This is a genomic window from Streptomyces synnematoformans, assembly GCF_039531005.1.
GTDB lineage: Bacteria > Actinomycetota > Actinomycetes > Streptomycetales > Streptomycetaceae > Streptomyces > Streptomyces synnematoformans.
Genome location: NZ_BAAAPF010000004.1, coordinates 63,954 through 82,513, shown reverse-complemented (window position 1 = coordinate 82,513; position 18,560 = coordinate 63,954). Strand labels below are relative to the sequence as shown.

The following is an 18,560-nucleotide window of genomic DNA, read 5'->3' as shown; positions in this document are numbered from 1 at the left end:
CCCCGGTCACTGCCCACCGGCCAGCACGCCCGACGCCCGCGCCCGGCCGAGGTGCCGGGTCAGCGCCACGACGCCGACACCCACCATCACCACGCCCAGCAGCAGCATCGCCCCGAGCCGCGGTACGGCGTGGGCCACCGGCCCCGGCTCGGTGGCGTCGCGCAGCAGCTCCGCCGCCCACGCCAGGTAGCTCAGCCGGCTGGCCGCCTCCAGCGCACCGGGCAGTTCCGCGGCGGGGACGACCACCCCGCTCAGCAGGAAGACCGGGTAGACCAGCGCGTTGCCCAGGGCGTAGGCGCTCGGCCGGGTTACGAACAGCGCCGAGAGGGCGGTGGTGGCCGCCGCCGTACCCGCCGCCGTCAGCAGCAGCGCGGCGGCGAACACCAGCGGATGCGGCACCGGCGTCCAGTAGCCGAAGACGCCGCCGGCCACCAGCACCGCCAGCCCGAAGGACGGCATGGCCAGCAGCATGCAGCCGCAGAGCCGGCCGAAGACCAGCAGCGGGAAGGAGGCGGGGGCGGCGACCAGCGACTCCATCCGGCCGTCCTCCTTGTCCTCGATCACCAGGCCGGTGGCGAAGATCAGCGCGGTGGTCCACATCGTCATCAGCGTCGCCGCCACCACGGCGTACGCGTTGAGGTCGCCGCGGCCGGCGAACTCCATCGCCGACATCAGCACCAGCGTCTGGAACGGCGCGAGCGCCAGCGCCTGGTACGTGTCGACCTCCCGCGCCATCGACACGAGCTGGAAGCGCAACCCGGACGCGAAGCCCGACACCGCGGAGCCCCGGCGGGCCGCCTCCGGCGTCGCCGTCACCCGCCGACCGCCATGCCGCGGTCGCCGACGAGGTGGAGGTATACCTCCTCCAGGGAGGGCCGGGTGCGCGCGATGTCGGTGATGCCCTCCTCCACGAGCAGCAGCAGCACGGCGCGGACCGCCTCGGGGGTCTCCGTCTCGATCCGGGTGGTGTCCCCGTCGACCGCGGTCACCGCCGCCACCGCCGGCAGCGCCGCGACCCGCGCACGCAGCGCGGCGGGCAGGCCGCGTACCTCCAGCCGCTCGTGCGAGGAGACGACGTCACCGACCGCCTCCGGGCTCGCGGTCAGCGTCAGCCTTCCGTTGTCGAGGAACGAGACGCGGTCGCTGAGCGCGGCGGCCTCGGCCATGTCGTGCGTGGTCAGCAGGACGGTGTGCCCACCCGTGCGCAACTCGCGCACCAGCTCGCGGAAGTCGTGGGCCGCGACCGGGTCCATGCCCACGGTCGGCTCGTCCAGGAGCAGCACACCGGGGTCGCAGACCAGCCCGCGCGCGAGGTGCAGGCGCTGCTTCATCCCGCGCGAGTACGTCTGGACCCGCTCCTCGGCGCGCTCGGACAGCCCCATCCGCTCCAGCAGCTCCGCGACTCGTACGCGCCGGGCCTTGCGGTGCAGCCCGTAGAGCGACGCCCACAGGTCCAGGTTCTGCCGCCCGGTGAGCCGCGGGTAGAGCCCGCGGTCCCCGCCGAAGACGATCCCGATCAGCCGCTTGACCTCCTCCGCCTGCCGCACCACGTCCCGGCCGAGGACGGCGGCGTCACCCGACGACGGCAGCAGCACGGTGGACAGGACGCGGCACAAGGTCGTCTTGCCCGCGCCGTTCGGCCCGAGCAGCCCGTGCACCTCGCCCCGCGGAACCGTCAGCGTCACGCGGTCCAGCGCACGCAACTCCGGTTTGCCCTTGCGCCGGTAGAGCCGGGTCAGCTCCCGGACCTCGATCGCGCTGCCGGTCACCGGTCGGCCAGCTGCGCGGTGCCCGCGAGGTCCAGCACCATGATGCGGGACAGGGGCGCGTCGTCCGCCGGCCGCCAGTGGCCGACCCGGCGGTAGCCCCACGCGGCGTAGACCGCCTGAGCCGGCGCGGCTTCCGGGTCGTCCCGTACCGCCAGCGTGACCCGCTCCACGCCCAGCCCCTCCCGCAGCGCCGCGTGCAACCGCGCGGCCACCCCCCGCCGCCGCCAGCCGGCGCGTACCGAGAGTTCGATGACGGCCAGCGTACGCTCACCGGTCTCCGCGGCGAACGCCGCCGGCACGTCCTCGTCCATCGCCTTCCACCAGCCGGCGTCCGGCGGCAGCGGGTAGCCGAAGGCGAAGCCGACGGCCAGACCGTCGCAGCGGGCCACGACGAGGCGGGCGCGGGGAATCCGCACCTCCTGCGCGAAGCGGTCCACGAAGTCGGCGATCTCCTCCGGGCCTTCGCGGTACGGCGGTTCCGCGGAGGTCTCCTTGTAGATCGGCAGCGCGACGTCGAGGTGCACGGCGCACTCGGCCTCTTCCCACCGCTCCACCGTGATCGGCGACTTGGCCATCGGTCCCCTTGCTCTGGCCCCGGCCGAAGCCGGTCCCGATCAGAACTCGTCCGTGCGGTCAGCCCTTGCGGACACCGGCGCCGGAGCTGGTCCGCATGCTGGCCAGGCGGCGGCCAGGCCCGCCGGGGTTGCCCTGGTCAGCAGGGCGCACCGGCCGACGACTACCGATGCCGGGACTGCCCTTGGCGGTACGACGCAGCGGCTCAACACCAGCAGCACCGCCCTTCTCCACAGGACGCGCCGGCTTGCGACCACCAATACCGGGAGTGCCCTTGGCCGTACCACGCAACGGCTCAACACCGGTGACATCGCCCTTCTCAGCGGGACGCGCCCGCTTACGGCTACCGATACCGGGGCCGTCCTTGGCGGTACGACGCAACGGCTCAACACCAGCAGCACCGCCCTTCTCCACAGGACGCGCCGGCTTACGACCACCGATGCTGGGGCTGCCCTTGGCCTCACGACGCAGCGGCTCAACACCGGTGGCACCGCTCTCCTCAGCGGGACGCGCCCGCTTACGGCTACCGATGCTGGGGCCGTTCTTGGCGGTACGGCGCAGAGGGGCGTCGTGGCCTGTTTCGGGGCTCATGAGGGTGTTCACGGTGCGGTCCTTCCGACGTACGACGGTTTCCAGCACTGCTGCGAACGTAGGCAGCCGCAGATCTACCGGGCTGCCTCCCCCAGGGCAGAGATGGGGCTGGGGCGACGATACGCCTCGGGCGACCTTGCGCCTCGCTCACCGAGCCGACCCCTGACCAGGGATCAGCTCAGCATTGGCGATGATAGGACCCACCGCCGGAAGTTGAGAAGCCCGTGAGACGCATGAGCCGCGGCTGCCGACCTCCTGCGGCAACGCCCCGCCCGCCGCGGCGTATGCCGCACTCCGGGCGACTCCGGCGAAGCGGTCAAGGCTTCAACCAGCCGGTCATGCAGTCGGCATATGCGGGAAACACGCCGGGGAGAGGCTCCTCTCGCACGCCGGTTCCCCACCCCCCAGGGCCGGACCGTTCCACGAACACGTGGCCGCCGGTTCCCTGCAGGTGGCCGCGGGCAAGGAGGAGACTTTGGCAGGTTCAGCAACCCGCCGGGACTTCCTGCGCTCCGTCGGTGCCGCCGGCGGCGCCGGAGCGCTGTACTCCACGATGAGCGCGCTCGGCCTGGCCCCCGTGGCCGAGGCCGCCGCGACCGAGTTCCGTCCCCCGCAGCGCAGCGACTTCACCCTCTCCGGCCGGGCCGCGGGCAAGGTGATCGTGCTCGGTGCCGGCATCGCAGGGCTGGTCACGGCGTACGAACTGCGCAAGGCGGGCTACCGCGTACGGATCCTGGAGGCCAGGAACCGGCCGGGCGGCCGCAACTGGACCGTCCGAGGCGGCACCACCGAGACCGACCTCGACGGGCGGACCCAGCGCGCGAGGTTCTCCCGAGACCAGTACATGAACGCCGGCCCGGCCCGGCTGCCGCAGTCGCACGTCACGCTGGAGTACTGCCGCGAACTGGGCGTGGAGTTGGAGGTCTTCACCAACCAGAACGCGAACGCCTACATCCACCACGAGAACGCCGTGGGCTCGCTCGCCGGCAGGCCGGTGCGCTGGCGCACCGCCAAGGCCGACGTCTACGGCTACGTCTCCGAGTTGCTGGCCACCGCCACCGACCAGGGCGCCCTGGACCAGAAGCTGACCGCCGACGACAAGGAGCGGCTCCTGGCGTTCCTGGAGGGGTTCGGCGACATAGGAGGGCGCGCGGACGACTGGGGATACACCGGCAGCGAACGCCGCGGCTACTCGGTCGAGCCGGGCGCCGGAACGGAGTCGGGCACCGTGCTCGGCCCCGTCCCCTCGCTCTCGGACGTCTTCGCCAGCCGCATCGGCCACCGCTTCACCTTCGAGTTCGGCTACGACCAGGCCATGCTGATGTTCCAGCCCAAGGGCGGCATGGACCGGATACCGTACGCGCTGGCCCGGGCCGTCGGCCGCGAGCGGATCGTCTACGGGGCCGAGGCCACCGCGGTCACCGACCGCCCCGACGGCGCGGAGGTCACCTGGCGGGACGGCCGCGGCCGCAGCCACACCGAGCGTGCCGACTTCGTCGTCTCGGCGATCCCGCCGATGATCGCCGCCCGGCTCGACCACAACCTGGGGGCCGACGTCACCGCCGCGCTCAGGACACCCTCCCCTGTCCCCGTGGGCAAGATCGGCCTGGAGTACCGCAGCCGTTGGTGGGAGACCGACGAGCACATCTACGGCGGCATCACGCCGACGGACACCGACCTGGCCACCGTCTGGTACCCCTCGTACGGCTACCACGGACGGCGGGGCACGCTCATCGGCTACTACAACTTCGGCGCGGACGCCCTGGCCTATGGCCGGCTGACGCACGCCGAGCGCGAGGCACGGGCGCTGAGCCGGGGCGTGCGCATCCACGGCGAGAAGTACCGCACCGAACTCGCCGCGTCCTTCAGCATCGCCTGGCACCGCACCCCCTTCATCGAGGGCGGGTGGGTCGGGTGGGAGTCGCAGACCGGTCCCGAGTACCGGCGCCTCCTCGAACCAGCAGGGCACGTGTACTTCGCCGGCGACTGGCTCAGCCATGCCATCGCCTGGCAGCACGGGGCCATCACCTCGGCCCGCAAGGTCGTCACCGAACTACACGAGAGGGTGATGCAGGGATGAGCGCACCGAAACGACGCGCCGTGCTCCTGACCGCCGCCGGCGCGGGCGGCGCGCTGCTGACCTCCGCCACCGCCTTCGCGGCCGCACGCGGCTGGCGGCCAAGACCCGGCCAGGTCAAGGTCATGCTGCCGACCGGGCAGAGCAACCCGGCCATCGCCACCGGCGTGGCGACCGGTGAGTCCGTCGCCCTCTACACCAGCAGCGGCCTCGGCCCCGACGCACTCAACCCGGACGCTCCGGCGCGTACGCCGGAGTACTGGACGGACCCGTCGATGACCGAGGACGCCGAGGGCGTCACGGTGACCGAGGCGCAGGCGCTGCTGGTGCTGCGCAAGATCTCCGACAACCTCGCCGCGGCCGGGCTCTCTGCGGCCGACGTCATCACGATGAAGTGCTATCTGATGAAGCCGCCGGGCGCCGACCTCGCCGACTACCCCGGCTGGAACCGCGCGTACCGGCAGTTCTACGCCAACGTCGACCTGGCCTCGGGTGACCCGGTCCCGGTGCCGATGGGCACCTCGGCGCCGAAGCCGCCGATCCTCGCCAACAGGGCCCGCCCGGCCCGCGCGACCATGGAGGTAGCCTCGCTCGCCGTGCCGGGCTGGCTGGTCGAGGTCGAGGTCACGGCGACCTACCGCAGGAAGTGAGGGCGTCACGAGGGTGAGACCCGGGGTGGAACCGGCCAGGGCCGGTTCCACCCCCCTCGACCCCGACGTCCGAGACGGAGCCGCAGAGCACCGGGTAACGGACGACCGGTGCCACCGCGGGTACCGGCACGTTGCACCCCCGGGACCACGTCCTCCCGCGCTGCCCGCACCGCGGTCTGTCCGGTACGAGGCGATGCCCTTGCACTGTGGTTCCCCGGGACGCGGCGGAAGGTGACAGCGGGGCAAGCCGGGCGTGTGTCCGGAGGCGCTGCGAACAGGATCCGCCAGCCCGAAGCGGAGCTGGCCGACCGCATCCGCAGGATCCACCCCGGTTCGGGCCGGCAACTGGCCTCCGACCGGCGACACAAGCGGGAAAGCCCAGGTCATATACACTCTGACCTGAGCTCTAGCGGTAGGCCGTACGTGCCACAACCCGAACTCTTCGACCACTCCCATCCTGGTCGAGGGCCCTGAGACCATCATCCGCCCGGTGGGCACCCGACGTAGGGCGGGTGGTGCCCGATGACCATCCGAACCGCCTCGGAGATCTGGATCCGTCGCGGCTGCGCAGTGGTCGTCGCCGCAGTCACCGCCTACGCCTCCTACGAGCACCAGCGTGCCTTCGTCCTCCACGACGGGGCCCCAGGCTCCAGGACCGCGACGAAGGAGTACGGCCAGCCCGGGATGAACTGTGAGGCGGACTTCGCCCGCCCGTAGACATGGCAGAACAGCCTGTCCGCCGAGCACGGCGCGTCCGACCGCAGCCACGGCGACACGTCGACCGCGAGCACCAGGCGCCCGTCGTCGAAGCGGGGCAGAGGCATGCCGACCAGCAGGTTCCGTAACCTGTCGGTGTCGGTCCGGCCGCGGTTGAGTGCTCCGTACAAGGCACCGTGCCCACGGCGGTGTTCGGGTACCAGCGTCAGGTCCACTGCGAGGCCACCGGCCCGTCGGCACGCAGCAGTGCGTCGGCAAGTTCGAACAGCGCATCCCGCCGGGCGGTCAGACACTCGTAGAACTCGCCCCGGAAGCGTGACGCTTCCGCGAACGCTTCGCGCCGGGCATCGCGGCACCAGACTCATGACAACGGCCTTCGGTTGATCCCGTACTGTCCCGTCTCACGAGATCTTGCCTCTGTCTCATCCGAGCCTGTTCGGTTCGCATATCAGAGACACAGTCAGATGAGACAGATCAGGAGATGAGCGAGCGGCCTGTGGGCGCCAGCCGGAGCATCCGGGGGGGCTGCTGTCTGTTCTCGCTCGATGCCCGGCAGGATCTCGTCCCGTGTGAGGGGATGGGCCTGGACATCGGCGAGGTGCCGCCGGTAAGCGCTCTCGTCGGGGTACGAGGTGAAGATCGCGGCGACGTTCTCCCCGGTGCGGACCGGCAGCCTGGGGAAGGTGTTGTGTGCTGTCTCGGTGGTCAGGGCGGCGACCGGCGCGGGTCCCGTCTTGTGGAGCACGGGGAGGAGGCCGTCCCGGATCAGTGCCATGCCGTCGTGCCGTCCGGGAGGGAAGGACCACACGGCGGCGGACACGAATCGGTCCGGTCCCGGAGCACCGGCCCGGGACCGCTCGGGCGGGGAGACGACGACACCGCTCCCGTCCGACAGGGGACGCAGGAGGAGGACGTCGTCGGAGTCGATCATGGTGGCGTTCGCCTGGGGACCGTGCTTGGCCCAGACGGAGCCGCCGTAGAAGGCCGTCAGCGCGCGGTGCCGTACCGCCATGTCCGCAAACCCGCGCAGCCAGACGAAGCGGTCCGGATCGTCGAGGTCCCGGAACTGGCCGAGCACTGTCATCCCGGCCTCTTCCTGGGTTTCGACGAACTCCCGGTCGAACAGCTCGATGAGCTCGTCGCGCCGACCGGGACACAGCGTGTACTGGCGAAGCTCGATCACGGCGGGGCGCCCGACGGGGTCGGTGGAGGGCACGGCAGGCTCCTGTTCGGTTCTCTTCTGGGTATGGGTTCCCGGCTCGTTCGGTCGGAGCCGGGCGCGGACTGACGGTAGGGGAGCCCTGTGCCAGGGGCTGTCAGGGTTTCCGGGGAGAATGCGCCCATGTCTGCCGGTCGACTGCTGTCGGTGCTGCTGTTGCTGCAATCCCGGGGCCGCATGTCCGCGCGGGGGATCGCCGACGAGCTGGGCGTGTCCGTGCGCACCGCCTACCGTGACCTGGCGCGTCTGCAGGCCGCCGGGGTCCCCATCTACGCGGAGCCGGGCCGCGGGGGCGGCTACCGGCTGCTCGACGGCTATCGCACCCGCCTGACCGGGATGAGCGAGGGCGAGGCGCGGGCGCTGTTCTTCGCCGGGCTGCCCGGGCCCGCCGCCGACCTGGGGCTCGCGGCGGAGGTGACGGCAGCACGGCTGAAGCTGCTGGCCGCGCTGCCGGCGGGACTGCGCCAGGAGGCGGCGCGGACCGCGGCGGTGTTCCACCTGGACGCTCCCGGCTGGTACCGGGAACCCGAACAGACGCCGTACCTGCCCCTGTTCGTCGACGCGGTGCTCACCCAGCGTGCGGTGGACGTGCACTACCGCCGTTGGCGCGCGCCGCAGGAGGTGCATCGCCGCCTTCGCCCCTACGGCCTGGTACTCAAGTCCGGTATCTGGTACCTCGTGGCCGCTGCGGAGAGCCGAATCGCGACCTACCGGGTCGCCCAGGTCCTCGACGCGCTGCTGAGCGACGAGCGGTTCGACCGACCGCAGGACTTCGGCCTGGGCGCGTACTGGGCCTCCTACCTCGACGATTTCCAGGCGCGCCGCTACACCGGCGCCGCCACCATCCGTCTGTCCCCACGGGGACGCCGACGTCTGCCGGACAACGTCCCCCCGGAGGTGGTGCGGGCGGTCGACTCCACCGCGACCGCCGTCGGCGACGACGGATGGGTCGAGGCGGTCATCCCGACCGAGAGCACCGAGCACGCGTGCGGTGAGCTACTGCGGCTCGGTATCGACGTCGAGGTCGTCGCGCCAGCCGAACTGCGTCAAGCCATGGCCGCCACGGTAGGCGTACTCGCCGGCGCCTACGGACTCGGGTGACCTACCAGGACGCGCATCCGGCGGTCGTGGTGGCTGGGTTCTCACAAAGAATCAAGCGAAGGCCGCCCTCACATCCGGCGAATGCCCAGGTGAGCGAAGTAGTTCGAGTCGCCATTCGAGACCGGCGGCAGGTCTTCGACGGGATCCGGTGGCGTGCTCGCACCGGCTCGCCCTGGCGAGAACTACCTGAGCGCTACGGTCCGTGGGAGACGGCATACACGCTGTTCCGTCGCTGGCGGATCGACGGTACCTGGGCGATAGTGCCGGACACATCGGGTGGGAGGTGCTGGTCGATACCACGATCTGCCGAGCCCGCCGGCACGCCGCCGGGGCTCGCAAAAGAGGGCTGCCGACACAGGCCGGACGAGTCCGGAGGGGCTGGCGGCCGAGCCGGAAGACCACGCACTCGGCCGCTCGCGTGGCGGCCCGACCACCAAGACTCACCTGGGCCGTCGACGCCTCCTTTCACGTCCTGGCCACCGTGGTCACCGCTGGGCAGCGGGCCGATGCTCCAGTGTTCACCGAGGTCATGGACCGCATCCACGTTCCGCGGATCGGCGGCGGACATCCGCGCACCCAACCCGCTCACGTCCTGGCCGACCGCGCCTGCTCCTCTCGGAAGAACCGCGAGTACCTACGCAGCCGACAGATCCCGCACACCATTCCGGAAAAGCGCGGCCAGACCGGCCATCGCCGACGCCGAGGGCCGGCCGGCGGCCGCCCACTCGGCCTCCAACGTGAGCGATACAAGGCCAGACACAAAGCCGAGTGCCGAATCGGAGTCCTCAGGCAGGCACGAAGCGTCGCGACTCGCTACGAGAAACTCGCCGTCCGCTACGGAGCCACCATCCAACTCGCCTTGCCAGGCCAGACGCTGTGACCACATCTCAATCACCCCCAGGTGCCGTTCAGCGGCCGCACTACAGTTGGCCCACCATGCCCGACCTCTTCGGAATCAACCATCTGACTCTGTCCACGACCGACCTCGACCGGCTCGTGACGTACTACACGGAGTTGCTCGGAGCAGCGCTCGCGTTCGAGCGCGCTGCAACCCCTTCCGATCCTCGGATCGCAGTCATCGATGTCGGCGGGAACGACCACCTCGTGATCGTCGAAACCGCAACCACCCCCGCCACTGATCTCGACCCCCTCAGCAAGGCGGGATGGGGACTGCGCGTCGGAACATACGCGCACCTGTGTGAGGTTCGCGAACACATCCTTGGTGCCGGGTGGCCGGTCGGACAGATCGAGACACTACCCACGCAGTGGACGATGACAGCTCGCGATCCCGATGGACGCCCTGTGGACGTTCGAGCCCATCGCCCACGCACCAATCGCCGTCACAAACCACTGGCTAACGACCACCCCGACTGTGAAAACCGGCCCTAGCTGCACTCGGAGGTCGTTGCAGCCCCCTGACCCTGTGTGTCCAGCTGCTGGAGTCGCGCGCCGCGCCGTCTGGCGTCGAGCGCGGTCACCTTTTCGAGTTCGAACCAGGCTGTCGCTCGGTGCCGCCGGTGCGGTGGAGTTGGCCGCGGCGGCCGCAGCTTCAGCGGGAGGGCTGCGGTGGTGCGGCTGGCGGTCGAGGAGGCCCGCAGCATGCAGATGCCTGAGACGGCGGTGATGGTGTGTGTGCTCGCATTGTCTGGACTACCTGACCGTCCCCGCGAAGATCGCCGTCTCCGATTCGAAGTCGGGTGCCATCTCAATCTGGACGTAGCTCTCGTCCGCTGGCAGTTCACACCCCGTGGGTAGGTCCATCGTGCGGCCCGGCCGCAGATGCGTCGTGGGCGTATCAAGCCCGTCGTCGAAGATCTGCTCACCGGTGCTGTCGCCGTACTGGCACTCCACCAGCATCTCGTTCAGGTCGATCGATTCCTCCGACCCGTTAGTGATCTTCACGTTGAACTTGACGTAAGGGGTGTCGGCTGGTGCGGCCCATTCACTGGATGTGGCCCGTTCGAACTTGGACAGCGTCACCTCGACACCCGTCTCGTACAGGACGGGCTCGGTGAGCTTGAACGTGTCGTCGCCTGGCTGCTCGGCGTCGTCGGCTTCTTCCGCTGCGGTGCCTTCGGTGTTGTCGGCACCGGGGGTGGCTGTGACCGTGACCGTCGGGGCGGGCTCGGCGCTGTTCTTGCCGTTGTCGCTGCTCGCCGCGACTCCCACGGCGGCTCCGATGCCGAATACCGCGAACACGGCGATGATGACGCCGGTGATCTGGAGAACCGGGCGGCGCTTCCTCGGCGGCATGGGCGGGACAGGCGGCTGTGGGGGCGGCGCGCCGTAGGGCTGCTGGGGCTGGGTCGGGTAGGACATGCGTGCTCCCCCTTGGTGCGTTGAGGCCGGAAATGTACTGGCGGTACGGGTATACGCGGGATGGGCCGAACGGCCCTCGGGCCGCAGGAGGCTGCGGTTTCGGCGTCAAGGGCGTTCCCTCTTGCCGGGCTGCAGGCGCTGCTGCTCGGCGATGGCGGAGCGCAGCCCCGCGACGGCGGCGGCCATGTCCTCGTCCTCGTCGGAGACGTAGACGTAGACGTGCCCGACCGGTTTGACGGCGTCGAGGTCGCCGGAGCCGATGGAGGGCCTCGCGGCCGAGGTCGCCATCAACACGCAGAATTTCAGGGCATACGGCATGATCCTGATCCTGCTCACCCAGAACCCCGACGCCCCCTCACAGCCCACGGGCCTGGCCGCCCCGTTCGGCACCCGGCTGTGCCTGGCCGTCATGGACTGGAGGGCCAACAACAACGTGCTGGGCACCGGCGCCCACGAACGTGGCACGCGCGCCACCGACATCTCGATCGACGAACAAGGCACCGGGCTCCTCGCCCGCGGACGCGAAGGCAACACCGTCCGCGCCGCGTTCATCAAGCCCGGATACCGCGCGCAGCGATGGCGAGACGGCCAACCATGTCTTCGATCGGCTCACCCCAGCGCCTACGGGCGCCCTCACTCCACTGCTTCACGTTCTCGTCTGGAGCGGTGAAGGCGTGCTGCCGAATCTGCCACAGACCGCCCTCAAGCCGCTCCACTGCCGCCGTCTCTGCATCGCGACGTCGCAGATCCACCTCAATCCGTGCCTGATGCGTCTGCGCGAAATACGCGGCAGCACCAGAAACGACGGCGCCCAGGAGCATCCCAGCCAGAGGGTCACGCCACACCCACCCTGCTTCGAAGTCAGACGACCCGCTGAGGCAGCCGCCATACACCGGCGCCGAGCGCTGCAGACCTGCCCCACCCCCGGGTGCCCGGACGTCACCCCCGGCGGACGATGCTGCGGTCGGCTGCGGTGGGCACCGCTGCGCCTGGTCGCCGGTGCGCTGCTGGGCTGGGCCCGGCCGCCGGAGTACCCGGCCAGGGCCGACGCCGGGCTGGCCGCGCTCGCGCGCCGGCCGGGCCGGTGACGCCGCCCCCTGTTCTGGCCACGCGGCCGGGGCAGGGGGCGATTCGTCGTGCCCGGACCTCAGTCCCGGGTCGCGCCTTCAGGCCAGAGGACGCGGACGAGGACGCCGTTGCGGCGCGCGTAGGCGACGACGTCGGCGGTGCCGCCGTAGCCGCGGGCCGACTGCCCGTCCCATACTGCGATCAGCTCGTCGACCAGGCCGACGAGGATCTCTGACCCAGCCATGTGCGCCTCGGAGGTCGACTCCTCCAACCCGGTCGGATGGACCTCCGCGGCAGCGGACAGAAGCGCGTCGTAGTCGGCGTGGTGCTCGGCGGGCAGGCCGTCGCGGTAGGCCGCGGCCGGGATGACGACCTCGATCCTGCCCCCGTGGGCGAGCACGGATTGCGCGAACCAGGCGTCGGGGCCATCGGCGATGCAGGAGACACCGACCAGTTCCCGCGGGTCGTACGGCTCGACTTCGGCGCGCAGCGCGGCGCGCACCTGGTCCTCGACGTACTTCGGCAGGTCCCGGTGCCCGGTGATGCCGACTCGCATGCTGCGCCCCTTCCGGCTGGTGTGGTTCACAGGTACACGCCGTGGTGGCGGTCGTCAAAGTCGCGCACGACCCGCGCCGGAGCAGTCGAGGTGTAGCCGCGGCGCAGCGTGCGGGCGCGCTCAACGATGCGCCCGGAGCGGTAACGCAGCCCCGTCTCCAGCGCGCGGGTGGCGAGGGAGAACGCTCCGTCGATGCGACCAGCCGCGAGGTGTGCCGAGGCGACGTCGAGCACGAGGAGCGCGCGCTGCTTGTCGTGCCCGGAGGACAGCTGTGCGGCGGCGTCGTCCTGCGTGCCGAGCACCCACTCAGGTAAGCCGAGACGGGCGCCGCAGGACACCAGGCAGGCTGTGCGACCTTGGCCTTGGTGAAGGAAAACACCCACGGCCACGGCGGCGGTTCCTCCAGTTCGATGGTGGCCGCGTGGCGAAGTGCGTCAATGAGGGCCCGGTCGGTGCCCGGGACGTCACCAGCCGCGGCGTGCGCCAGAGCCTCGATGGTGGCCAGCCAGCCGGCGGCGATGGCCGGGGGCGTGTCGGACGGCCCCGGGGGTGTGCATCCGCTCCCGGGGGCCTTCCGTGTGCGCGGTGGGCGACGTGCGGCTACGTGGCAGGCGTCGGCGGTTCCGGGGTGTCCCGGTCCGGGTGCGGGGGGCAGGGGCGGCGGACTTCGGGTTCCGGGGGTCGCCACGGGCGGCGGCGCCAGGCGGCGCGCGCGGGGAAAGCGAGCGGTAGGCAGCACAGGACCGCCTGAACGGTCAGGGTGATCCAGAAGCCGTGCGTGATCCCGAACCAGATGACCAGCGGGGGCGTCGCCAGCAGCGCCGCGGCGCCGACAGCGAGCCCCGTCCGCCAGGCGAGGAGCTTCCGCCGACCCGGAGGAGAGTGCTGCTTGTGCCGCCAGCCGATGCTGAGCAGGCAGTAGAAGGAGACCATCGCGCAGAGCTGCGTCCACACCAGCAGCGCCTTGCCCAATGCGATGTCAAGGAGCCAGTGCAGCAGCAGTCCCATGCGGGGAGTGTCCTCCCCGCGGATTCCGCCGGCATGAGTACCCGTACTCATGGAGCGGCACGTACCGCCCGCTCCCCGACACCGCCGGCCCCGCGCCCAGATGGGTACCGGCTCCGCTCCCGGGGCCGTTCCGTGCGCGCCGCCAGTCCGCCATGATCGGCCGCAGCCCGGCGCAGCACCGACCGAGCTATCGATCTCCACGTGCGGCCAGATCAGATGCCTTCTGACCTGGCCCAGAAGAGTAGGCCGCGTGGGACTCGAACCCACAACCAACGGATTAAAAGTCTCCGAGATGGCCAGACCACCCCGTTCCGGCAACTCCCGCGACGTTCCGTCGAATGCCGGATACTGCCGCTTCCCGCTGGTCAGCGTACCGACCGGCATGCCGCCACCGCCTGCCTCGTGCCGGGTAGTTCCGGCTACTCCCGAGACGTTCGGCCGAGCAATGGCCGAGCAGAAAAGGCCCTCGCCACCTGGGGTGATGAGGGCCTGTAGAAGGTGCTGTCAGTCTATCGTCCAGGCGTGGCTGCGGCCATCTCACCTGATCGGGTGAATCGTCAGCACGGCGTGCTGCACAACCTCGTTGCGGCCATATCGTCTGTCCACCTAACAGGACAGAGGAGCAAGGAGGGCTCGTGGACCTTACTGAGGTCGAGCAGGCCGTCGAGGCTGGCAGCGGGTATGCCGCCATCTCGGTGAAGACGCTCAGAGACGCTTTCGGCGCCCAGCGCGCCAAGAGCAACGTTGTCCAGCAGATCTCCGCGGGCCTCCGGGCTGGAGGCTACGGGCACGTTCCCTTCAACATTCCAAAGCGCCAAGACCGGATGGTCCTCGTGTACCGCCTCGATGGCTCTCGGGGATCCGCCCTGCTCGCGCTCGTCGAAGCCGCGCATGGCGATGGAGAGCAGGCCAACGGGTCCGCATGGCTGCTGTCGAACATGCTGACGAACATCGACGAGTAGGGGACCTGACGCACTGCTAAGGGAGGGCAGGAGTCGAGGGGGAACGCCTCCGGGCCCGGGGCACCACCGCCGCAGCGCGCTCCGCGATATCCCGGTCCACCTGCGGCAGCAACGACGTGTAGGTGTCGGACGTCAGGGTGATCGTGGAGTGCCGCAGCGTCTCCTTGATCGCGTGGAGGTCCGCGCCGGCCGCATGCTGCACGGTCGCAGCCACGTGCCGCAGATCCCGCAGGTTGATGGGCGGCAGCCCGGCCTTGTCCGAGAGCTGCCGGAAGACGCGGCTCAGCACATCCGGGTGCACCCACTCCCCCGTCTCGGTGGTGAACACCTTCCCCGTCTCCACCCACGTGCCGCCGGCCGCACGCCTCTCCTCGCCCTGCCGGGCCCGGTGGTCGCGAAGCACCTGCACCGTGACGGAGTCCAGCGCGATCGTCGCCGCCGAGCCGTCGGTCTTCGGCTCCGTCTCGACGACCTCGCCGCCGTCCACCACCAGCTCGGCGGCCACCGTCAGCAGGCCCCGGTCGAGGTCGATGTCCGCCCAGCCCTGCCCCGCGCCCTCGCCTCGGCGCAGGCCGCGGAAGCCGATCAAGTGATAGTACGGGTAGAGGCGGTGCCCCTCGGCTACGTCCAGGAACTCGCCGAAGAGGTGCGGTGACCACACCATCACCGGCGACGGGACGATGCCTGTCTCCCGCCACCGGGCGATGTGCTCGTCCGTCCAGAGCACGGGCTTGCGCCGGCGGCCGGAGTCGAGTTCGACGTGCGCGGCCGGGTTGAAGACGATGAGCTGGCGGGCGATGGCGGCGTTGAGCGCGGCACGGAGTGTGCTGCGTATCCGCTGCCGGGTCGCCGGGCCCGTGACGCGCCGGAACGGCTTCATCTCCGCGAGCTTCGCGCGCTCCTCCGCGAGCTTCGCGCGCTCGGACGCCTTCGGGGCGCCCGGCCGGCCTCGGGTGCAGCGCGCCAGCTGCTCGCGGCGGGCGGCGTTCTCCGCGGCGATGACGTTGTTCTGCTCGGCGATGGCGTCGAACATCTCCTGCAGATGCCCGACGTTCAGCCGGTCGAGGCGCAGGTGCCCCAGGTGCGGCTTCAGGTGGTTCTCGATGTGGCCGCGGTAGCTGCCCGTGGTGGTGCCCCGGGTCTTCTTCGTCGCGATCCAGGTGTCCAGCCACTCGCCGAGCTGCATCTTGCCGTCGAGGGGCACGCCGACGCCGAGCCGGCGGGACACCTCGACCGGCTCGGGGATCGTCTTGCGGTCCCGCATGATGCCCTGGAGGAGGTCGCCGACGCGGCGCTGGGCGTCCTCGTCGTCGCCGGCGAGGTCGAGGATGGCCCGCACGCGGTCGAGGGCGGCCTGGGCGTCCTTGCTGCCGGTGAAGCCGGTGCGACGGAAGCGGCGGCGCTTGCCCTCGGCATCGGGCGGCAGCTCCTGGTGCATCTCGTAGTTGCCGTGGGACCGCTTCGACAGCTGCGGACAGCTCGCGCCGAGGCGCCGGCCGTCGTCGCCGCGGCACTCGCAGCGCTTCGTCACACCGCCACCGCGGCGGGAAGTTGCCACGACGTCACCTCTTTCGCATTGCCGTCAGAAGGGTGGAGGACCGTCGTACCGCTGAGTCCAAAGACTGCCGCCGCCGTCACCGTCGCCAGTCTCTTCCTCCGGCCGCTTAGCGATCTGCATTCCGGGGGGGAGCTTGGGCACGATTAGCCCAACCCTGGCCATTTCCTCACGTAGATCGTAGAGGTAGTACTCCAGATTTTTCGCAACCTCGCGGGCCACAGCGCTGGTGTTATCCGGTTCGCCGCCCGTTTTCTCCAGTATTTCACTCTCCCAGGCGCTGCGGTAATGCGCCCTGATGCGGTTCACGGCGTCGCGATGCCTTCGCATGATGTTGATCGCCCAACGCTCAGCCTGGTCACTGCCTTCGGGGTAGAAGGCGCTGGCAGGGCTTTCACCCGCGCGGGATAGCGGCACGCGCGCATCGGGCGGGAGGTGTTCCCCACTCCACCAGTCCAAGGCTCGGAGCGGATCAGTCTTCTTCTCTGGCAAATACTCGACTTCGCCTACATACCCAGCCGGGAATACGAGCGCCCCCGGCGGCTGCCCAAGAGCCCGAGCGATGACGAGAACCTCAGCGACAGACACGTTGACCCGCCTGCCGTTCTCGATGTTAGAAATGACGGTCCGCGGGACCGGCGCCCCGAGTTTGGCGCAAGCGTCAGATAGCTGCTGCGCACTCATGCCCGCCGCAAGCCGGTGGCGACGGATCTCCCGGGCCACCCCTGTGCCGACTCGTGCCATCCAGTCCGGTTGCTCCATGGGGACCCAAGGTACGGCACAGGTTGCGCCGTGCCAACCCGTGCCGCTACAGTCGCAGCAACCCCGAGCCTGATCGGCTCAACACTGGCAAGGAGTTGCGCCAAAATGACCCAACAGACCACCGGCCGGCGGAGGGGGCTCCCTGTCGCCGAGGCGCTGGAGCTTCCGGTGATGTTCGACGTCTGGCCCACGGTCGGTGAGGCCCTCGGCATCGGGCGCACCGCCACCTATCAGCTTGCCCGCGAGGACGCGCTGCCCATCCCGTGCATCCGGGTCGGTCGGCAGCTCCGCGCGCGGCGAAGCGACCTCCTGACCTTCCTCGGCATCCGCGAGGAGAACGGCGACGGCGCCCGGGCTGCCACCCGGACGCCGCTTGCCGAGCGCACTACCGAATCCACTGGCGAGTAGAAGCGAGCACGCTCATGCACAGCGTAAAGCCCATGTCGGCAACGGCGCCGACGAACGTAGACGACCAGCTCGAGCCCCACATCGCCACCACGTCGGCCGAGACGATCCCCTACGCCCCCGCCGTGGCCCCGGCCGCCGCCGGAGAGCCGCTGCCTGCCTGGTGGCCGACGCACCGAGTCCACCCCGCGTTCTGCCTCCCCGGCGAGCACACCGACGACGACCACCCCGACGACCGCGTCTGCTGGGGCAGCAACGGCTACGTCGACCTGGCCCTCTCGGCCCCGGTCGCCACGGGCGATGGCACGACCCGGCCCGAGTACCTGATCGTCACCCCGTCCCAGCACGTCGACGAGACGCAGCCGAAGCTGTGGCTCGGCCTCGACGAGTCGGACGTCGGACGGCACCTCACCGTCGCCGAGGCCCGGCAGCTCGCGCAGCGGCTGCTGGACGCGACCTACGAGGCCGAAGGCGCCCGCTTCGGCGGAGGGCCCGCCGCGTGAGCACCCCGTACGCCGCCGTCCGGCCGGGAGTGTCCCGCACTCCCGGCCGCCCGGCCCAGCCCCGGCGCCGCCGGCCGCGCCCGTGCAACGTCCCCACGGGCCCGCACGCGCTCAACTACGCGCGCACGTTCCCGTGCGGCCCTCGTTGCTCGACGCACAGCCCCGCCGCGGTCGCCGGGAAGCCCGAGCCGACGCCGGGCCCCGGCATCCCCGCGTACCGGACGGAGGCCCGCCCGTGAGCACCGTCCACATCGAGATCGGCACGACCGAGGCCAAGGTCCACTCCCCGTTCGAGGCGAAGGACGCGATCAAGACGCTCCCGCAGGGCTGGCGCCGGTGGGACAAGGAAGCGAAGTGCTGGATCATCCCGCACCTCGCCGTCGACGAGCTGACACGGACCCTCCAGAGCGAGGGCTTCACCGTCCGCACCTCCCGCCCGGCCGGACGGCCCAGGGGCAGGGACGGCTGGCCCCGCGCCGGCACCTTCGGCGGCTCCGGCACGTGGGCCGACGCGATGTACGCCGCGCTCGGCCTCGAACTCGCCGACAAGGCTTACCGGGCTCTCCTGCCCGTACTCCACCCCGATCGGGGCGGGGACACCGCGCACATGCAGCACCTCAACGCCGCGCGCGACAAGGCGCGGCAGCTGCAGGGCTCGGGGTGATCCGTAGGCGGCCCGCGTGCGCGCGCGGGCCGCCTGCTCACGAACACCATCAGCACGCGAG

The 18,560-nt window shown here is 70.7% G+C and carries 23 protein-coding genes and 2 pseudogenes; 12 read left to right on the top strand and 13 right to left on the bottom strand.

Translation table 11 applies throughout. The annotated features are described in order from the left end of the window. Positions 1–6 precede the first annotated feature (6 nt). From ABD317_RS02670 to ABD317_RS02655, 4 genes are read right to left on the bottom strand one after another with little or no spacing between them, the layout of a single operon-like run. Positions 7–816 carry an ABC transporter permease gene (locus ABD317_RS02670; protein ID WP_344287409.1) on the bottom strand — a complete coding sequence of 270 codons (810 nt, stop codon included), beginning with the start codon at positions 814–816 and terminating at the stop codon, positions 7–9. Next, complete coding sequence (locus tag ABD317_RS02665; protein ID WP_344287407.1) at positions 813–1,769, bottom strand: ABC transporter ATP-binding protein; 957 nt, start codon at positions 1,767–1,769, stop codon at positions 813–815. Before ABD317_RS02665 ends, ABD317_RS02670 begins: the two co-directional genes overlap by 4 nt. Beyond that, positions 1,766–2,344: a GNAT family N-acetyltransferase gene (locus tag ABD317_RS02660; protein ID WP_344287405.1), complete on the bottom strand. Its 579-nt coding sequence runs from the start codon at positions 2,342–2,344 to the stop codon at positions 1,766–1,768. Before ABD317_RS02660 ends, ABD317_RS02665 begins: the two co-directional genes overlap by 4 nt. 58 nt (positions 2,345–2,402) lie before the next feature. Then, on the bottom strand, positions 2,403–2,981 hold the full coding sequence (locus ABD317_RS02655; protein ID WP_344287403.1) for a hypothetical protein: 579 nt from the start codon (positions 2,979–2,981) through the stop codon (positions 2,403–2,405). 505 nt (positions 2,982–3,486) lie between these two features. Here ABD317_RS02655 and ABD317_RS02650 point away from each other — a divergent pair. The 3 genes from ABD317_RS02650 (at position 3,487) to ABD317_RS02640 (ending at position 6,377) form a co-directional block, all read left to right on the top strand. Beyond that, positions 3,487–5,013 (top strand): flavin monoamine oxidase family protein, encoded by a 1,527-nt coding sequence (locus ABD317_RS02650; RefSeq protein ID WP_344287425.1) that lies wholly within the window; start codon positions 3,487–3,489, stop codon positions 5,011–5,013. After that, entirely contained in the window at positions 5,010–5,660 is a 651-nt protein-coding gene (locus ABD317_RS02645) for a Rid family hydrolase (RefSeq protein WP_344287401.1), read from the top strand. The genes ABD317_RS02650 and ABD317_RS02645 overlap by 4 nt, the downstream gene beginning before the upstream one ends. A gap of 522 nt (positions 5,661–6,182) precedes the next feature. Next, positions 6,183–6,377 carry a hypothetical protein gene (locus tag ABD317_RS02640; RefSeq protein ID WP_344287399.1) on the top strand — a complete coding sequence of 65 codons (195 nt, stop codon included), beginning with the start codon at positions 6,183–6,185 and terminating at the stop codon, positions 6,375–6,377. On the opposite strand, the pseudogene ABD317_RS02635 reads toward ABD317_RS02640, so the two are convergent. Both ABD317_RS02635 and ABD317_RS02630 read right to left on the bottom strand, forming a co-directional pair. Further along, positions 6,290–6,666, bottom strand: a pseudogene (locus tag ABD317_RS02635) (transposase); the annotation flags it as partial. The gene ABD317_RS02640 and the pseudogene ABD317_RS02635 overlap by 88 nt on opposite strands. A 171-nt stretch (positions 6,667–6,837) precedes the next feature. Then, positions 6,838–7,593: an NIPSNAP family protein gene (locus tag ABD317_RS02630; protein WP_344287397.1), complete on the bottom strand. Its 756-nt coding sequence runs from the start codon at positions 7,591–7,593 to the stop codon at positions 6,838–6,840. Positions 7,594–7,719: 126 nt separating this feature from the next. Here ABD317_RS02630 and ABD317_RS02625 point away from each other — a divergent pair, with 126 nt between their 5' ends. From ABD317_RS02625 to ABD317_RS02615, 4 genes and pseudogenes are all read left to right on the top strand, one after another. Then, positions 7,720–8,697, top strand: a complete 978-nt coding sequence (locus tag ABD317_RS02625) for a helix-turn-helix transcriptional regulator (RefSeq protein WP_344287395.1) — start codon at positions 7,720–7,722, stop codon at positions 8,695–8,697. Further along, positions 8,694–8,894, top strand: a pseudogene (locus tag ABD317_RS37690) (transposase); the annotation flags it as partial. The gene ABD317_RS02625 and the pseudogene ABD317_RS37690, both read left to right, overlap by 4 nt. A gap of 5 nt (positions 8,895–8,899) precedes the next feature. Then, positions 8,900–9,577: a transposase gene (locus ABD317_RS37685; RefSeq protein WP_425582249.1), complete on the top strand. Its 678-nt coding sequence runs from the start codon at positions 8,900–8,902 to the stop codon at positions 9,575–9,577. 56 nt (positions 9,578–9,633) lie between these two features. After that, a complete protein-coding gene (locus tag ABD317_RS02615; protein WP_344287393.1) occupies positions 9,634–10,086 on the top strand; it encodes a VOC family protein in 453 nt (150 codons plus the stop codon). Between the two features lie 261 nt (positions 10,087–10,347). On the opposite strand, the gene ABD317_RS02610 is transcribed toward ABD317_RS02615, so the two are convergent. Both ABD317_RS02610 and ABD317_RS02605 read right to left on the bottom strand, forming a co-directional pair. Further along, on the bottom strand, positions 10,348–11,016 hold the full coding sequence (locus ABD317_RS02610; protein ID WP_344287391.1) for a DUF4352 domain-containing protein: 669 nt from the start codon (positions 11,014–11,016) through the stop codon (positions 10,348–10,350). Positions 11,017–11,121: 105 nt separating this feature from the next. Next, positions 11,122–11,334 carry a hypothetical protein gene (locus ABD317_RS02605; protein WP_344287389.1) on the bottom strand — a complete coding sequence of 71 codons (213 nt, stop codon included), beginning with the start codon at positions 11,332–11,334 and terminating at the stop codon, positions 11,122–11,124. Here ABD317_RS02605 and ABD317_RS02600 point away from each other — a divergent pair. Continuing rightward, positions 11,333–11,686, top strand: coding sequence for a hypothetical protein (locus ABD317_RS02600; RefSeq protein ID WP_344287387.1), 354 nt, complete (start codon positions 11,333–11,335; stop codon positions 11,684–11,686). The two genes, ABD317_RS02605 and ABD317_RS02600, sit on opposite strands and share 2 nt — an antisense overlap. Before the next feature lie 477 nt (positions 11,687–12,163). On the opposite strand, the gene ABD317_RS02595 is transcribed toward ABD317_RS02600, so the two are convergent. The 3 genes from ABD317_RS02595 to ABD317_RS02585 all read right to left on the bottom strand — a co-directional run bounded on the left by ABD317_RS02595 (position 12,164) and on the right by ABD317_RS02585 (position 13,648). Next, complete coding sequence (locus tag ABD317_RS02595; protein WP_344287385.1) at positions 12,164–12,640, bottom strand: hypothetical protein; 477 nt, start codon at positions 12,638–12,640, stop codon at positions 12,164–12,166. A gap of 26 nt (positions 12,641–12,666) precedes the next feature. Then, a complete protein-coding gene (locus ABD317_RS02590; RefSeq protein ID WP_344287383.1) occupies positions 12,667–12,942 on the bottom strand; it encodes a hypothetical protein in 276 nt (91 codons plus the stop codon). 298 nt (positions 12,943–13,240) lie between these two features. Next, a complete protein-coding gene (locus tag ABD317_RS02585; RefSeq protein WP_344287381.1) occupies positions 13,241–13,648 on the bottom strand; it encodes a hypothetical protein in 408 nt (135 codons plus the stop codon). 635 nt (positions 13,649–14,283) lie between these two features. On the opposite strand from ABD317_RS02585, the gene ABD317_RS02580 reads away from it, so the two are divergent. Continuing rightward, positions 14,284–14,610: a hypothetical protein gene (locus ABD317_RS02580; RefSeq protein ID WP_344287379.1), complete on the top strand. Its 327-nt coding sequence runs from the start codon at positions 14,284–14,286 to the stop codon at positions 14,608–14,610. 16 nt (positions 14,611–14,626) lie between these two features. Here ABD317_RS02580 and ABD317_RS02575 read toward each other — a convergent pair whose 3' ends face one another. Next, positions 14,627–16,168 carry a site-specific integrase gene (locus ABD317_RS02575; protein ID WP_344287377.1) on the bottom strand — a complete coding sequence of 514 codons (1,542 nt, stop codon included), beginning with the start codon at positions 16,166–16,168 and terminating at the stop codon, positions 14,627–14,629. 24 nt (positions 16,169–16,192) lie between these two features. Continuing rightward, positions 16,193–16,927, bottom strand: coding sequence for a helix-turn-helix domain-containing protein (locus ABD317_RS02570; protein ID WP_344287375.1), 735 nt, complete (start codon positions 16,925–16,927; stop codon positions 16,193–16,195). A gap of 105 nt (positions 16,928–17,032) precedes the next feature. On the opposite strand from ABD317_RS02570, the gene ABD317_RS02565 reads away from it, so the two are divergent. From ABD317_RS02565 to ABD317_RS02555, 3 genes are all read left to right on the top strand, one after another. After that, complete coding sequence (locus tag ABD317_RS02565) at positions 17,033–17,335, top strand: DNA-binding protein (RefSeq protein ID WP_344287373.1); 303 nt, start codon at positions 17,033–17,035, stop codon at positions 17,333–17,335. Positions 17,336–17,367: 32 nt separating this feature from the next. Next, positions 17,368–17,835 carry a DUF6907 domain-containing protein gene (locus ABD317_RS02560; protein WP_344287371.1) on the top strand — a complete coding sequence of 156 codons (468 nt, stop codon included), beginning with the start codon at positions 17,368–17,370 and terminating at the stop codon, positions 17,833–17,835. A 235-nt stretch (positions 17,836–18,070) separates the two neighbouring features. Next, complete coding sequence (locus ABD317_RS02555; RefSeq protein ID WP_344287369.1) at positions 18,071–18,499, top strand: hypothetical protein; 429 nt, start codon at positions 18,071–18,073, stop codon at positions 18,497–18,499. Positions 18,500–18,560 lie beyond the last annotated feature (61 nt).